Origin of the sequence: Alkalihalophilus pseudofirmus OF4, from assembly GCF_000005825.2 — a bacterium.
In the GTDB taxonomy this organism is placed as follows: Bacteria; Bacillota; Bacilli; order Bacillales; family Bacillaceae_D; genus Alkalihalophilus; species Alkalihalophilus pseudofirmus.
The window spans coordinates 2,276,674-2,293,365 of the sequence record NC_013791.2 but is presented as its reverse complement, the minus strand read 5'-3'; the positions used below and the strand labels follow the sequence as shown (position 1 = coordinate 2,293,365).

Sequence of the window (16,692 nt, the reverse complement as noted above, 5' to 3'; positions counted from 1 at the left end):
AATGGTATATTTAATAATGTCCATAAAATAGATTGGCAAAATCATGCCTGAAATCTTTTATTGAGTATTAAAGCGAGAGTTTAAGTAAAAGAAAAGTCTACACGTCTTGTGTTGATGGAGGTTGTCATGCAAAAATTTAATCGAGTTGTCCTAAAGCTAAGCGGGGAAGCATTAGCAGGAGAATTAGGCTATGGAATTGACCCCACAGTCATCCAATCTGTAGCTAAGCAAGTAAAAGAAATTATTGAGCTTGATGTAGAAGTCGCTGTCGTTGTGGGCGGTGGAAACATTTGGCGTGGAATGGCTGGAAGTGCTAAGGGCATGGACCGTGCTACAGCTGATTATATGGGAATGCTTGCGACAGTAATGAACTCATTAGCTCTTCAAGATAGTTTAGAGGATATTGGTGTTGAGTCGCGCGTTCAAACTTCTATTGAAATGAGACAGGTAGCTGAACCGTATATTCGCCGTAAAGCGATTCGTCATCTAGAGAAAAAACGTGTAGTTATTTTTGCTGCAGGAACCGGCAACCCATACTTCTCTACAGATACAACAGCTGCTCTTCGTGCTGCGGAAATTGAAGCAGAAGTTATTCTTATGGCTAAAAACAAAGTAGACGGGGTATACAGTGCAGACCCTTCTGTAGATGAAAATGCTAAAAAGTATTCAAGTATTTCTTATATGGATGTTTTAAAAGAGGGCTTAGCGGTGATGGATACAACAGCATCATCTTTATGCATGGATAACAATATTCCACTTGTAGTCTTCTCTATTATGGAAGAGGGCAATATTAAGAAGGCCGTACTCGGTGAAAAAATCGGAACTATTGTAAGGGGGAACTCATAATGTCAGCAGAAATTATGCAAGATGCAAAAGAGCGTATGACCAAAGCAATTGAATCATTAAACCGTGAATTAGCAAAGCTTCGTGCCGGGCGTGCGAACCCTGCTATTCTAGATCGGGTAACAGTTGAGTATTATGGTGCAGAAACACCATTAAACCAACTAGCTACTATTACAGTACCTGAAGCTCGCTTGTTAATGATTCAACCATTTGATAAGACATCAATGAATGATATTGAGCGTGCGATTCAAAAAGCAGACCTAGGCTTAACACCTTCAAATGATGGTACAGTTATCCGTATTGCAATTCCTCCATTAACGGAAGAACGCCGTCGCGAACTAGTAAAGCTGGTTAAAAAGTCAGCAGAAGAAGGAAAAGTAGCTGTTCGTAATGTGCGTCGCGATGCGAATGATGACTTGAAGAAGCTGCAAAAAGACGGTGAAATGACAGAAGACGAACTTCGCCGTTATACAGATGATGTTCAAAAGCTGACAGATAAACATATTTCTGATATTGATGCAGTGGCAGATAAGAAAGAAAAAGAAATCATGGAAGTCTAAGCAGTTTCAAGGTAAAATAGATGATGTATAAGACCCTCTTATTTTATAGGGGGTTTTTTACACGTTCTTATTAGTATAGTTATGAGCTAGCTGTGATTAGGATATGCTGATAAGGGCCTAACCTGCTTCAATTTAGATGGAGGGCATTTAAATGCTGGAAAAATTTTCGAAATGGAAATCAAGTCTTACACCTACAAAAACAGACGGTAAATTAGAATTAGACCCGGCTGCCGTTCCTAGGCATGTAGCCATTATTATGGACGGAAATGGCCGTTGGGCAAAGCAAAAAGGACTTCCTAGAATTGCTGGACACCGTGAAGGAATGAAAGTAGTAAACAAAATTGTTCGTCGGGCCAATGAATTAGGTGTTGAAGTCTTGACATTATACGCATTTTCAACAGAAAACTGGAAGCGTCCTAAAACGGAAGTCGATTATTTAATGAAACTGCCAGAACGCTTTTTAGGCATGGAGCTTCCTAAGCTTATGGAAGAAAACGTGAAGGTGCGTTTAATGGGAAGTCTTGATCACCTTCCTGAGCACACGCTGCGAGCTGTTAATAAAGCAGTGCATGAAACGAAAGACAATACAGGCCTTATTTTAAATTTTGCTCTCAACTACGGGAGTCGTTTTGAAATGGTAGAAGCAATGAAAGAGATTGCCTTGAAAGTTGAAAAGGGCGAGCTAAAACCAAGTGATATTGACGATAAGGTAATTGAATCAAACCTTATGACAGCAGATTTAAAAGATCCGGATTTATTAATTCGGACAAGCGGTGAAATTAGATTGAGCAATTTTATGCTTTGGCAGGTTGCCTATAGTGAATTCTGGTTTACCGATGTTCTGTGGCCTGATTTTAATGAAGAGCATTTTACAGAAGCCATTTCTATATATCAAAAAAGAGCAAGGCGTTTTGGAGGAGTTTAGAGGGGGGCGTATTAAATGAAGCAAAGAATAATTACGGGTGTGATTGGTGCGATCGTTTTTCTTAGCATGGTCATTCTCGGAGGTTGGTTTTTTTCTATCTTCATTTCTCTCGTCGCCTCAGTGGCAATGATTGAACTATTAAAAATGAAAAAAATTGCACCTTTATCTTTAATGGGATTGGTTAGTCTTGCCTCAATGTGGCTGCTGCTTGTGCCTACATCTTGGTTTGATCAATTAATTCCAATTACATACACAAAAGTAGAAACGTTTATATTCTTAATTTTAGTCCTATTAATGTTTACCGTCTTAACGAAAAACAGCTTTACATTTGACGAGGTTGGCTTTGTCATCTTATCATCGGTTTATGTAGGGTTTGGCTTTCACTTTCTAATTTTGACACGCGACATTCCGGATATTGGAATGCATTTAGTATTCTTTGTATTATTTATTATTTGGGCAACAGATTCTGGTGCCTACTTTGCAGGAAGATCTTTCGGAAAGCATAAACTTTGGCCTGATATTAGTCCTAAAAAGACGATAGAGGGGTCCATTGGCGGCATCCTTACAGCGCTCGTTATAGGCTCTGTTTTTTATAGCTTTTTCCCAATCTTCCCTAACTATTTAACAGCATTATTTATTATTTTAATCGCCTCTACCTTTGGACAGCTTGGCGACTTAGTAGAATCAGCACTTAAAAGACATTACGCTGTGAAAGACTCAGGAAACGTGCTGCCTGGACATGGCGGGATCCTAGACCGTTTTGACAGCTTGATTTATGTGATGCCTATTTTGCATTTACTGCAGCTGATTTAACATCTTTATGATATACATAGGAAAAAGAATGGTGATAATTTAGATAGTAGGTGAGTATGTTGAAAAAGATTAGTTTATTAGGTGCGACAGGTTCTATAGGAACACAAACTCTTGATGTGATTAAACACCATTCTGATCAATTTTCACTTATTGCGATGTCTGTAGGGCGTAATATAAACCTTGCGCTCGATCAAATCAATATGTTTAAACCATCGATTGTCTCTGTAATGACACAAGAGGATGCACAAAAACTACAGCTTCAAATATCTGATGAAATCAAAGTCGTATATGGTGAAGAAGGATTAATTGAAGTAGCTGCCAATAACGAAGCAGATATTTTAGTCAATGCAGTGATAGGCAGTGTAGGGCTCGCTCCTACACTAAAAGCAATCGAAGCAGGTAAGACAATTGCGATTGCAAATAAAGAGACACTAGTCACAGCAGGACATATAGTAACAGATGCGGCCAAAAAACATCAGGTTCCTCTCTTACCAGTTGATAGTGAGCATTCAGCTATTTTTCAAGCATTAAATGGTGAGAGTTCATCAGAGGTCGATCGCCTTATTTTAACGGCCTCAGGCGGAAGTTTCCGTGACAAAACAAGAGACGAGCTTAATGGAGTGACAGTAGAGGAAGCTCTTAATCACCCTAACTGGTCAATGGGAGCAAAGATTACCATTGATTCTGCGACAATGATGAATAAAGGGCTAGAAGTAATTGAGGCGCACTGGCTGTTTGATATTCCATACGACAATATTGATGTAGTTCTTCATAAAGAAAGCATTATTCATTCAATGGTTGAGTTTGTGGATAGAAGCGTCATTGCCCAGTTAGGGACACCTGATATGAAAGTGCCCATTCAATATGCGCTGACCTACCCAAACCGACTAGAAGCTTCTAACAGTGAACGATTAAATCTGTGGGAGATTGGAACGCTGAATTTTTCCAAACTAGATACAGAACGTTATCGCTGCATGAAGTTTGCTTATGAAGCGGGAAGAATCGGCGGGACGATGCCAACGGTTTTAAATGCTGCGAATGAAGAAGCAGTAGCTGCCTTTCTAGATGGTAAAATTACATTTCTAGACATAGAAGATCAGATTGAACAAGCTCTAGAGCGGCACGAAAAAATTAATCACCCGACACTTGATGTGATTAAAGAAGTAGATCGTGAGACGAGAAAGTTTATCCACTCGTTACGTAATTAAATAAAGTGGAGGTTAGTCATTTGAATACATTAATCTCGTTTATAGTAGTATTTGGCCTGCTTGTTTTTATCCACGAGTGGGGGCACTTGTACTTTGCAAAACGTGCAGGGATCTTATGCCGAGAGTTTGCGATCGGTTTTGGCCCTAAATTATTTTCCTTTAAACGGAATGAGACTGTTTATACCATCCGTATGCTGCCGCTTGGTGGATTCGTTCGTATGGCTGGAGAAGACCCCGAAATGATTGATATTAAGCCCGGCTATGAAATAGGGCTTGTATTTAACGGCAGGCACGAAGTTTCTCAAATTATTATTAATAATAAATCAAAACACCCTGAAGCAAAGGTTGTTCAAGTAGAAAAGGTTGATTTAGAGCACGAATTATTTGTGCAGGCATACGATGATGATGAACTTGTCCGTTATAAAGTGAATGAGAAAGCGGTTTTGGTTCAAGATGAGCAGCCAACACAAATTGCTCCTTGGAATCGTCAATTCGGCTCGAAATCAGTAGGGCAGCGTGCTTTAGCGATCTTTGCAGGTCCAATGATGAACTTTGTTTTAGCCTTCGTATTGCTAGCAGCGCTTGCACTAATGCAAGGTATTCCAGTTGACCGAGCTGAAGTTGGGGAAATTATGGAAGGCGGTGCAGCTGAGGAGGCTGGACTTGTTGAAGGTGATCAAGTAACCAGTATCGAGAATACTCCAGTAGATACGTGGGAAGAGATGACAACAATCATTCAACAAAACCCAAATGAGTCGATTACGTTCACTGTTGTCAGGAATGGACAAACGGAATCCATTGCCGTAACTCCGAATGAGCGAGTCGGACAAATGGGCGATGCGGAAGGATTTATTGGTGTGACACAGCCGCGGGAGTTTTCCGTTATAGGATCTTTAACATTTGGTGTAACTCAAACCTACTTGTTTATGACAATGATCTTTGAAGTGCTAGGATTATTAGTTACAGGTCAGTTCTCGCTTGATTATGTAGCAGGGCCAGTTGGGATTTATAATTACACCGGTGAAGCCGCAGCTCTTGGAATTTTCGTATTAATGCAATGGGCAGCTGCCTTAAGTGTTAACTTAGGAATTATTAATTTGCTGCCGATTCCTGCAATGGACGGCGGACGGCTAGTGTTTATTGGTTTAGAAGGACTGAGAGGCAAGCCGATTGATCCGCAAAAGGAAGGAATGGTTCACCTTGTAGGGTTTGCTCTTCTATTCTTATTAGTTATTTTTGTAACATGGAACGATATAAACCGTTTGTTTATGTAAATTAGACACGGGTTGGATTGCATAGTTGATTAGGAAAGGATTTTGAATATGAGACAACGTTCACTTTTATTACCGACTTTACGTGATGTACCAGCAGATGCAGATATTATTAGTCATCAACTAATGCTACGTGCAGGGATGATTCGCCAAATTGCTGCAGGTGTATATAGTTATTTACCACTAGCAAAACGAGTACTGCATAAAGTTGAATCTATTGTACGTGAGGAAATGGATGCTGCCGGAGCGCAAGAATTAACCATGCCGACGATGCATCCTGCTGAATTATGGCAAGAGACTGGCAGATGGGATAAAATGGGCGGAGAGTTAATGCGCCTTAAAGATCGTCATGATCGTGATTTTGCACTTGGACCGACTCATGAAGAAGTCATTACAAGCATTTTACGTGACAGTATCAGCTCTTATAAAAAGCTGCCTGTAAATCTATATCAAATTCAAACAAAATTCCGTGATGAGCGCCGTCCTCGTTTTGGACTGCTGCGCGGCAGAGAATTTATGATGAAGGATGCTTATTCTTTCCACGCAACACCTGAGAGCTTAGATGAGGCGTATAAAGAAATGTATGATGCTTATTCAAGAATCTTCTCACGTGCAGGGTTGACATTCCGTCCTGTCATTGCTGATTCTGGTGCAATCGGCGGGAAAGACACACATGAGTTTATGGCGCTTGCTGATGTCGGAGAAGATACGATTGCTTACTCTGATGAGTCTGATTATGCAGCTAACATTGAGATGGCTGCAGTTAAGATTAACTATGTTAAACCTGATGTAGAAGCAGAAGACCGTACCAAAGTGGATACGGGTTCAGCGAAGACGATTGAAGAAGTTTCAACTGCACTTAGTATACGTGAAGATCAAATTATTAAAACATTGCTGGTTTCTATTGATGAGGAATGGGTGCTTGTACTGCTTAGAGGTGACCACGAATTAAACGACATTAAGTTAAAGCATGAACTGTCAGCGGGTGCGATCCGTTTTGCTGAAGCTTCTGAAGTAGCAGACATTCTTTCTGCTCCTGTAGGTAATATTGGTCCAGTCGGTGCAGACGGTGTGAAAATTATCGCAGATCACGCAGTCTCGGCAATGGTGAATGCGGTTTGTGGCGCAAATGAAGAAAACTACCACTTCACAGGTGTAACGGCTGATCGAGATTTCAAGGTTGATCAATATGCAGACCTGCGCTTTATTAAAGAGGGAGACCCTTCTCCATGTGGCAAGGGAACCATTCGTTTTGCTCAAGGTATAGAAGTTGGACAAGTCTTCAAATTAGGAACGGTCTATTCTGAGGCAATGAATGCAACCATCCTTGATGAAAATGGGAAAACGCAGCCTATGATTATGGGATGTTACGGGGTAGGGGTTTCTCGTACTGTTGCTGCCATTATTGAACAGCATCATGATGAAAACGGAATCGTATGGCCGCCGTCAGTTGCCCCTTACGATGTTCACCTGCTCACGTTAAATAGTAAAAATGCTGAACAGAGCGAGCTATCTGAAGAACTATACCAGTCGCTTAAGAAAACTGGATTTGATGTACTTTATGATGATCGTCCTGAGCGAGCTGGAGTAAAGTTCAAAGACTCAGATCTAATCGGAATTCCGCTTCGTGTATCTGTTGGAAAACGTGCGGCTGAAGGTATCGTAGAAGTGAAAATTCGCAAGTCAGGTGAAGTCATTGAAGTAGCTGTAGCCGATTTAGCTGAAGTGCTTAAGACTCAGCAAAGAAAACTTGAAGAATTATACCAATAAATAAAAGATATATAAGGTGAGGTATCTCAATTAGAGGTACCTTCTCTTTTATGCAAGGCTTATTTAAGCAGGGGGGAGAAAAATGTCTCAAGATGAACAACTAAGAAAAGAGCGATTTCAATTACTCCTTTCACAATTACAATTCCCTGAAGAAGTGATACATGGGGTATTTAAGGATGGGAAGATTCGCAAATTAACGATTTTAAAAGAAAAACGAACATGGCATTTTCATATAGATCTTCCTCTTTTAATTCCTGCTCATTTATATGAGCTGTTTGGACAAAAGTTAAAGGAAACGTTTACTCATATTGCAACAGTCGGCTTCACATTTTATTATGACAGGTGTGAGCCAAGTCAGAGTGACTGGGAGCAGTATTGGCCGATGATCGTTTCTCGTCTGCAAGCAGTATCCGATGGATTGCGTTCATTACTCTCAAATCAGAGCCCTCGTTTTGATGGGAAACGCTTGGAGATTAATGTACGCAATGAAACAGAAGCTGTCGCGCTAAAGCGGAAATTACAAGATCCCTTAAGAGAAAGTCTCGTGTCACTAAGTCTTCCAAACGTGGGCTTTGAGCCTGCTATAAAAGAATCTAAACAAGAATTTCAAAAGTTTGTCGAGCAGCGCGAGCAAGAAGATCACTCTAAAGTAGTAGAAGCCATTTTAGAGAAGAAGAAAATGGAGCAAAAAAGTGATGAGTTTGAAGGAAAGGATCTCGTATTGGGCTATCCAATTAAAGATGATCCTATACCGCTTGAGGCCATTGTCGATGAGGAACGCAGAGTAACGGTTCAAGGGTATGTATTCGACGCTGAAACAAGAGAATTGCGCAGCGGACGTACACTGCTTACCTTTAAAATTACCGACTATACTGATTCCATCATGGTTAAGATCTTTTCACGGGATAAAGAGGATATCCCGCTTCTTCAAGCTGTTAAAAAAGGCATGTGGCTGAAAGTTCGCGGTGGTGTACAAAATGATACATTCGTTAGAGACTTGGTTATGATTGCTAATGACTTCAATCAAATTAAACCGGCTGAGCGTACAGATAATGCAGCTGATGAAGAAAAAAGAGTAGAATTGCATCTACACACGTCAATGAGTCAAATGGATGGCATGACATCTGCGGGTAAGTATGTTGAGCAGGCAGCCAAATGGGGACACCCTGCTATTGCCATTACAGACCATGGAGTTGTTCAGTCTTTCCCAGAAGCATACGGGGCCGGAAAGAAACATGGCATCAAAGTGCTGTATGGGGTAGAAGCGAACCTTGTAGATGACGGAGTTCCGATTGCTTATAACGAAGCGAACCGTGAGCTGATGACCGAGGAATACGTTGTTTTTGACGTGGAAACGACGGGGTTATCTGCTGTTTATAATACAATTATCGAGCTAGCTGCTGTTAAGATCAAAAACGGGGAAATCATTGACCGGTTTGAATCCTTTGCAGACCCCCATGAGCCATTAACCAATACGATCATTGAATTAACAGGTATTACTGATGATATGGTAAAAGGCCAGCCAGAAGTGGGAGAGGTACTAAAAGATTTCCATGAATTTGTGGGGACTGCTACTTTAGTAGCTCATAATGCTAGTTTTGATATGGGCTTCTTGAATGTTGGCTACCAAAAAATCGGACTGGGAGACGCGACAAACCCTGTTATCGATACATTAGAGTTAGGGAGATTCCTGTATCCAGAGCTGAAGAATCACCGATTGAATACTCTTTGTAAGAAGTTCGATATTGAACTTGTCAGTCATCACCGCGCGATCTATGATGCCGAAGCGACGGGGTATTTATTATGGAAGATGGTTCGAGATGCAAACGAGCGGAATGTTACTCATCATGATCAATTAAATAATCATATGGGGCAAGGGAATTTTACCAGACAGCGTCCGTCACATTGTACGATCCTAGCACAAACGCAAGAAGGCTTGAAAAATTTATACCAATTAGTTTCAATGTCTCATGTTGAATACTTTTTCAGAACACCGCGTATTCCAAGGTCGCAGCTGCAAAAACATCGTAAAGGATTGTTGATTGGCACCGCGTGTGATAAAGGAGAAGTGTTTGAAGGGATGATGCAAAAATCTCCTGAAGAAGTAGAGGAGATTGCAAAGTTCTATGATTATTTAGAAATTCAGCCTCTAGAAAATTATCAGCATTTAATTGAGAAAGAACTAGTTAAAAACGATGAATCGTTAAAAGAAATTGTCTCAAATATTGTTGAATTAGGCGAAAAGCTTGATAAACCGGTTGTGGCAACGGGTAATGCGCATTATTTGAACAAAGAAGACGCGATCTACCGTAAGATTTTAATTGCATCGCAAGGAGGAGCGAACCCGCTGAATAAGCAGACGCTGCCCCCTGTTCATTTTAAAACAACCGACGAAATGATCGATGCTTTTGCCTTTTTAGGAGACGACAAGGCTAAGAAACTGGTAGTGGAAAATACACAAAAAGTGGCTGATTTAGTTGAAGAGATTCATCCCATCCCTGATCAATTGTATACTCCAAAAATTGAGGGTGCGGATGATGAGATCAGAGAAATGAGCTATTCTCGTGCTCGTAGTATTTACGGGGATGATCTGCCGGAAATTGTAGAGGCGAGGATTGAAAAAGAATTAAAAAGTATTATCGGCCACGGATTTGCGGTTATTTATCTTATTTCACAAAAGCTGGTTAAAAAATCATTGATTGATGGATATCTTGTAGGTTCTCGTGGGTCTGTCGGATCTTCATTTGTTGCAACCATGACTGAAATTACCGAAGTGAACCCTCTCCCGCCGCATTATGTGTGTCCAAACTGCCAGCATTCCTATTTCTTTAACGATGGTTCAGTTGGATCAGGATTTGACCTTCCTGATAAAGATTGTCCTGAATGCGGCACGGCATATGTGAAAGATGGACAAGACATCCCGTTTGAAACCTTCCTTGGATTTAAAGGAGATAAAGTTCCAGATATTGATCTTAACTTCTCAGGGGAATATCAGCCGAGAGCCCACCATTATACGAAAGAATTATTTGGTGAGGAGTATGTGTACCGGGCAGGAACAATCGGCACCGTTGCAGAAAAGACAGCTTATGGGTATGTTAAAGGATACCAAGGAGATCATGATCTGCATATGAGAGGCGCAGAAATTGATCGGCTTGTATCAGGCTGTACAGGAGTGAAGCGGACGAGCGGGCAGCACCCGGGTGGTATTATTGTCGTACCAGATTACATGGATATTTATGATTTCACACCGATTCAGTTCCCTGCAGACGATAAAACTGCTGAGTGGAAAACGACACACTTTGATTTCCATTCCATTCATGATAATCTGCTGAAACTTGATATTCTCGGACACGATGATCCGACCGTTATACGAATGCTTCAAGACCTATCCGGAATTGACCCGAAAACGATTCCTACCGATGATCCTGAAGTCATGAAGATATTCAGCGGTCCTGATGTGCTTGGAGTGACAGAAGATCAAATTTTGTGTAAAACAGGTACCCTTGGCATTCCTGAATTTGGGACGAGATTCGTTCGTCAAATGCTTGAAGAGACGAAGCCTAGCACATTTTCAGAGCTCGTGCAGATCTCAGGACTTTCTCATGGGACGGATGTTTGGTTAAATAATGCCAATGAGTTGATTTATAACGGTACATGTGAGCTTAAAGATGTAATTGGATGTCGTGATGACATTATGGTATATCTGATATACAAAGGACTAGAGCCATCTCTTGCTTTTAAGATCATGGAGTTTGTACGTAAAGGTAAAGGCCTCCAGCCGGAATGGGTCGAGGAAATGAAAAAGCACGATGTGCCTGATTGGTATATCGGCTCATGTACAAAGATTAAATACATGTTCCCTAAAGCCCATGCAGCAGCCTATGTATTAATGGCTGTGCGGATTGCTTATTTCAAAGTGCATCACCCAATTCTTTATTACGCTTCTTATTTCACGGTTCGAGCAGATGACTTCGATCTCGATACAATGATCAAAGGATCAACAGCTATTAAAGCGAAAATTGAAGAGATTAATGCTAAAGGTCTAGATGCTTCACCTAAAGAAAAGGCTGTCTTAACCGTTCTAGAACTTGCTTTAGAAATGTGTGAGCGAGGCTTTTCGTTTAAGAAGGTAGATCTGTACGAATCAAGTGCAACAGAGTTTATTGTTGATGGGATGAGCCTGCTTCCGCCGTTTAACGCAATGACTGGGGTTGGTACAAACGCTGCCCTTAATATTGTGAAGGCAAGAGAGGGTGGCGAATTTCTCTCAAAAGAAGATCTGCAGCAAAAAGCACGTTTAACAAAGACTGTGCTTGAACATCTTGATGATCACGGCTGCTTAGCAGGCATGCCCGATTCCAATCAGCTTTCCTTATTCTAGCTTTCCTTGTTCAACTATCAGGCGCAAAAGCTGATCTGACGCTATCTAGAGACACAGAGTAAGTTGCAAACAGCTAGAGAGTATGATATCCTTGTTATGGTAATACTTAGAATACGGAACCTAAAAAGAGTGGGGAAACCCACTCTTTCGTTTTCGTTTAGACCTATATTTATGAATCGTTTCTCTTAAATAACAGGATGTAAAGTAACCTTTATTTATATAGATGGGTAAGATCAAGGAGGGTATGAATTGAGTAAGAAAGTAACGGACATCGTAGCAGAATTAGTGACACCGCTATTGGACGAGCTAAACTTAGAGCTAGTAGATGTTGAATTTAAAAAGGAAGGACCTAACTGGTTTCTTAGAGTGTTTATTGATTCAGATACAGGTGTTGATTTAGAGGATTGTGGGAAAGTAAGTGAACAATTAAGCGAAAAACTTGATGAAATGGATCCAATTCCACAAGCTTATTTCCTTGAAGTATCTTCTCCTGGGGCTGAGAGACCTTTAAAGAAAGTTAAAGATCTTGAAAAAGCAGTTGGGAAAAATGTTCATGTTACTACGTACGAACCAGTTGATGGAGAAAAGGCATTCGAAGGGATGCTTCAATCTTTTGATGGCGAAGTATTAACTATTGAAGTGAAAATAAAAACACGGAAGAAATCATATGAAATTCCGTACGATAAGGTAGCAAACGCTCGTTTAGCTATTATTTTCTAAAATGATATTTTTTGTGGAAGTTGAAAGGGGGATGTTCCATTCATGAATAGTGAATTTATGGATGCGTTAACGACATTAGAGAAAGAAAAAGGTATAAGTAAGGAAGTTATTATTGAGGCGATTGAGGCTGCACTTATTTCAGGATACAAACGTAATTTCAGCCAGGCACAAAATGTTCGCGTGGACGTCAACCGGGATAACGGAAGTATCCGTGTATTTGCACGCAAAACGATTGTGGAGGAAGTCTTTGATGCACGTCTTGAAATCTCATTAGACGAGGCTAAATCAATCAACCCTAATTACGAAGTAGATGATGTCGTCGAGATTGAAGTAACACCAAAAGACTTCGGCCGTATCGCTGCGCAAACAGCTAAACAGGTGGTCACGCAACGTGTGCGTGAAGCTGAAAGAGGCATCATTTATTCTGACTTCATTGATCGTGAAGAAGATATCATGACAGGGATTGTGCAACGCCAAGACCATCGCTTCATTTATGTGGATTTAGGCAAGGTTGAAGCGCTTCTTCCTTTAAATGAACAAATGCCTAATGAAACCTACAAGCATAATGACCGCATCAAAGCGTTTATTACAAAAGTAGAAAAAACAACAAAAGGACCACAAATTTTAATCTCACGTACACACCCTGGCCTCTTAAAACGTTTATTTGAGCTTGAAGTGCCTGAGATTTATGATGGAACTGTGGAAATTAAATCCGTCTCTCGTGAAGCTGGTGATCGTTCTAAGATTGCTGTACATGCAGAGAATCCAGAAGTTGATCCAGTAGGCTCGTGTGTAGGGCCTCGCGGACAGCGTGTACAAACAATTGTAGATGAATTAAAGGGCGAGAAAATTGATATTGTCCGCTGGTCAGAAGATCCAGTTGAATATGTAGCTAATGCACTTAGCCCATCTAAGGTTGTCAAAGTAAACGTGAATGAAGAAGAAAAGATGACTCAGGTTATTGTACCGGATTATCAACTATCACTAGCAATCGGCAAGCGCGGACAAAATGCACGCTTAGCAGCTAAACTGACAGGCTGGAAGATTGATATTAAGAGTGAGTCAGAAGCAAGGGAGTTAGGTCTTTTAAATGAGGAAGACAGTTCTGCTTCTGAATATGAAGACCCAGCAAGTGAAGAAGCATTTGTTCCTGATGTAGAAGATTACAACGAAGAGTAAGAAGAAGGAGACGGGGCCAATGAAACAGCGCAAAGTTCCTCTCAGAAAATGCATTGTTACTCAAGAAATGAGACCGAAGTCCGAACTTGTTCGGATTGTGCGTACGCCTGAAGGTGAGGTTGAGCTTGATCTTACAGGGAAGAAAAATGGGCGAGGCGCTTATCTCAGTAACAGTGAAGAATGCTTTTTGGAAGCTAAAAAGAAAGACAGCATATCTAGACACCTTCAAGTGAAACTTACCGAAGAACAGTACGATCAGCTAGAAATTGAGCGTAAAAAGGGGCGTAAGTAGATGACGTCAAAGCAGCCGAAGTGGATTTCACTTCTTGGGCTATGCGCTCGTGCAAGGCAGTTAGTAACTGGGGAAGAGCTCGTCATTAAAGATGTACGCAGCCGGTCAGTAAGGCTGGTACTGCTCTCAAATGATGCAGCTGAACAGACAAAGAAAAAGATATTGGACAAATGTGGGTATTATTCAATTCCTGTTCGAATTGTGAGCGATCGAACTACACTTGGAAATGCGATCGGTAAGGCAGAACGAGTGGTAGTAGGGATAAAAGATCCAGGATTCGCTAAGAAAATGACCGCATTATTGGACCAATAATTGTGGAGGTACGTATATGAGCAAAATGAGAATATATGAATACGCAAAAGAGAAGAACGTTCCTAGTAAAGATGTCATTGAGAAGTTGAAATCAATGGATGTATCTGTTTCGAATCATATGTCCTACATTGATGATGCGGCTATTGCTAAATTAGAAGGCAAGCCGGCTCCTGCGAAGACTGAAGCAAAAAAAGAAAAGCCTGCAAAACCAGCAGGTAAGCAACAAGGGAAGGCTACTAATCATATGAATAATAATAACAACAACAAGAAAAAAGGCAATAACAGACCTAATCAGCAGCAAAATCGCGGTAAGCAGCAAAATAAGCGTCATGACAAACCACGTCAAGAGCCGCCAAAGCCAAAACCATTACCAGAGAAGATTACTTTTATTGAATCATTATCAGTTGCAGAGCTTGCTAAAGCATTAGGCAAAGAGCCTTCTGAGCTGATCAAAAAACTGATGGCGCTTGGTGTGATGGCGACGATTAACCAAGAGCTTGATAAAGATACAATCGAGCTGATCGCGGGTGATTACGGAGTAGCGGTTGAAGAAGAGATTGTTGTAGATAAAATTGACCTTGATAGTTATGTGGAAGAAGAAAAAGAGGAAGACTTAAAAGAGCGTCCTCCAGTTGTTACAATCATGGGTCACGTTGACCATGGTAAAACAACCTTGCTTGACTCTATCCGCAACACTAAAGTAACAGCAGGGGAAGCTGGCGGGATTACTCAGCATATCGGGGCCTATCAAATTGAAACAGACGGCAAACCGATTACATTCCTTGATACTCCTGGTCACGCAGCATTTACAACAATGCGTGCGCGCGGAGCTCAAGTAACAGATATTACGATTCTTGTCGTAGCGGCAGATGACGGCGTAATGCCGCAAACAAAAGAAGCAATCAGCCATGCCAAGGCTGCTGGTGTGCCAATCATTGTTGCTGTGAATAAAATGGATAAGGAAGCCGCTAATCCAGACCGTGTTATGCAAGAATTAACAGAGTATGAACTTGTTCCTGAAGCTTGGGGCGGAGATACGATTTTCGTTAATGTTTCAGCATTAAATGGTCAGGGTATTGATGAACTATTAGAAATGGTCCTTCTAGTAGCAGAAGTTGCTGAATTAAAAGCGAACCCAGACAGAATGGCTCGTGGAACTGTTGTTGAAGCTGAGCTTGATAAAGGCCGCGGTGCAGTAGCTACTTTATTAGTACAAAATGGAACGCTTAATGTTGGTGATCCAATTGTAGTAGGGAACTCATTTGGACGTGTTCGTGCAATGGTTAACGATTTAGGACGTCGCGTTAAAACTGCAGGACCTTCTGCTCCAGTTGAAATTACTGGACTTAATGAAGTTCCACAAGCTGGTGATCAGTTCCAAGTATTTGAAGATGAAAAAACTGCTCGCCAAATTGGTGAAGCACGTATGAGCCGTCAACGCGAAGAAAACCGTGCTGAGAACTCTAAAGTCAGCCTTGATGACTTATTTAATCAAATTCAGCAAGGTGAAGTAAAAGATATTAATATCATTATTAAAGCGGACGTTCAAGGTTCGGTTGAAGCGATGCGCGGTTCATTAGAGAAAATCGACGTAGAAGGTGTTAAAGTAAATATTATCCATACGGGTGTAGGTGCCATTACAGAATCTGATATTATTCTTGCATCAGCATCAAATGCGATTGTTATTGGCTTTAATGTACGTCCTGATGGAGGAGCTAAGCGTACTGCTGAAGTTGAAAAAGTAGATATCCGCTTACACCGTGTTATCTATAATGCAATCGATGAAATTGAATCAGCGATGAAAGGAATGCTTGATCCTGAGTTTGAAGAAAAAGTCATTGGTCAAGTTGAAATCCGTACAACGTTTAAAGTATCTAAAGTGGGTACAATCGCTGGAGCTTATGTTACAGAAGGTAAAATTTCACGCGATTCAACTGTACGTTTAATTCGTGATGGGATTGTCATATATGAAGGAGCTATTAATGCGCTTAAACGTTTCAAAGATGATGCAAAAGAAGTAGCAGCCGGTTACGAGTGCGGTATTACTCTAGAGAAGTTTAATGACATCAAAGAAGGCGATGTGATTGAGGCTTACGTTATGGAGGAAATCGAACGTAAATGATCATCGGTTCAGTCCGTTGCGAGCTTCTAATTTACGACGTGCATTCACTTAAAGAAAAACGTTCTGTGCTAAAAAGTCTTCAAACTAGATTAAAGCAGCGTTTCAACCTAGCAGTAGCAGAAACCAATTTTCAAGATGTATGGCAGCGTGCAGAGCTCTCGATAGTGACTGTTTCAAATCAGAGAGTGATTTGTGAGCGAGAGCTCGAGCGGGCACTTAAATTCATTGATATTGAATCAGAGGCTGAGCGCACGCTGACAACATATGAGTGGTTATAATCGTATAAACAGAGGTGA

The 16,692-nt window shown here is 40.9% G+C and carries 14 protein-coding genes; all 14 read left to right on the top strand.

Annotation, left to right across the window (positions count from 1 at the left end; all coding sequences use genetic code 11):
* Window positions 1–126 precede the first annotated feature (126 nt).
* The 14 genes from pyrH to BPOF4_RS11500 all read left to right on the top strand — a co-directional run bounded on the left by pyrH (window position 127) and on the right by BPOF4_RS11500 (window position 16,674).
* A complete protein-coding gene (pyrH, locus tag BPOF4_RS11565) occupies window positions 127–846 on the top strand; it encodes a UMP kinase (protein ID WP_012959359.1) in 720 nt (239 codons plus the stop codon).
* Window positions 846–1,403, top strand: a complete 558-nt coding sequence (gene frr / locus BPOF4_RS11560) for a ribosome recycling factor (RefSeq protein WP_012959358.1) — start codon at window positions 846–848, stop codon at window positions 1,401–1,403. The genes pyrH and frr overlap by 1 nt, the downstream gene beginning before the upstream one ends.
* A 151-nt stretch (window positions 1,404–1,554) precedes the next feature.
* The gene (locus BPOF4_RS11555) at window positions 1,555–2,328 is read left to right on the top strand and encodes an isoprenyl transferase (RefSeq protein WP_012959357.1); all 774 of its coding nucleotides are present in this window, start codon (window positions 1,555–1,557) and stop codon (window positions 2,326–2,328) included.
* Between the two features lie 15 nt (window positions 2,329–2,343).
* Entirely contained in the window at window positions 2,344–3,141 is a 798-nt protein-coding gene (locus BPOF4_RS11550; RefSeq protein ID WP_012959356.1) for a phosphatidate cytidylyltransferase, read from the top strand.
* Window positions 3,142–3,200: 59 nt separating this feature from the next.
* On the top strand, window positions 3,201–4,349 hold the full coding sequence (locus BPOF4_RS11545; RefSeq protein ID WP_012959355.1) for a 1-deoxy-D-xylulose-5-phosphate reductoisomerase: 1,149 nt from the start codon (window positions 3,201–3,203) through the stop codon (window positions 4,347–4,349).
* Window positions 4,350–4,369: 20 nt separating this feature from the next.
* Complete coding sequence (rseP, locus tag BPOF4_RS11540; RefSeq protein WP_012959354.1) at window positions 4,370–5,623, top strand: RIP metalloprotease RseP; 1,254 nt, start codon at window positions 4,370–4,372, stop codon at window positions 5,621–5,623.
* 48 nt (window positions 5,624–5,671) lie between these two features.
* Complete coding sequence (locus BPOF4_RS11535; protein WP_012959353.1) at window positions 5,672–7,390, top strand: proline--tRNA ligase; 1,719 nt, start codon at window positions 5,672–5,674, stop codon at window positions 7,388–7,390.
* Between the two features lie 82 nt (window positions 7,391–7,472).
* The gene (locus tag BPOF4_RS11530) at window positions 7,473–11,771 is read left to right on the top strand and encodes a PolC-type DNA polymerase III (RefSeq protein WP_012959352.1); all 4,299 of its coding nucleotides are present in this window, start codon (window positions 7,473–7,475) and stop codon (window positions 11,769–11,771) included.
* 249 nt (window positions 11,772–12,020) lie between these two features.
* On the top strand, window positions 12,021–12,491 hold the full coding sequence (gene rimP, locus BPOF4_RS11525; RefSeq protein WP_012959351.1) for a ribosome maturation factor RimP: 471 nt from the start codon (window positions 12,021–12,023) through the stop codon (window positions 12,489–12,491).
* Window positions 12,492–12,533: 42 nt separating this feature from the next.
* Window positions 12,534–13,670 carry a transcription termination factor NusA gene (gene nusA, locus BPOF4_RS11520; RefSeq protein ID WP_012959350.1) on the top strand — a complete coding sequence of 379 codons (1,137 nt, stop codon included), beginning with the start codon at window positions 12,534–12,536 and terminating at the stop codon, window positions 13,668–13,670.
* A gap of 19 nt (window positions 13,671–13,689) precedes the next feature.
* A complete protein-coding gene (gene rnpM, locus BPOF4_RS11515) occupies window positions 13,690–13,962 on the top strand; it encodes an RNase P modulator RnpM (protein ID WP_012959349.1) in 273 nt (90 codons plus the stop codon).
* Window positions 13,963–14,274 carry a YlxQ family RNA-binding protein gene (locus BPOF4_RS11510; protein ID WP_012959348.1) on the top strand — a complete coding sequence of 104 codons (312 nt, stop codon included), beginning with the start codon at window positions 13,963–13,965 and terminating at the stop codon, window positions 14,272–14,274. It abuts the gene before it with no gap.
* Window positions 14,275–14,290: 16 nt separating this feature from the next.
* Entirely contained in the window at window positions 14,291–16,396 is a 2,106-nt protein-coding gene (gene infB, locus BPOF4_RS11505) for a translation initiation factor IF-2 (protein ID WP_012959347.1), read from the top strand.
* On the top strand, window positions 16,393–16,674 hold the full coding sequence (locus tag BPOF4_RS11500) for a DUF503 domain-containing protein (RefSeq protein WP_012959346.1): 282 nt from the start codon (window positions 16,393–16,395) through the stop codon (window positions 16,672–16,674). The genes infB and BPOF4_RS11500 overlap by 4 nt, the downstream gene beginning before the upstream one ends.
* Window positions 16,675–16,692 lie beyond the last annotated feature (18 nt).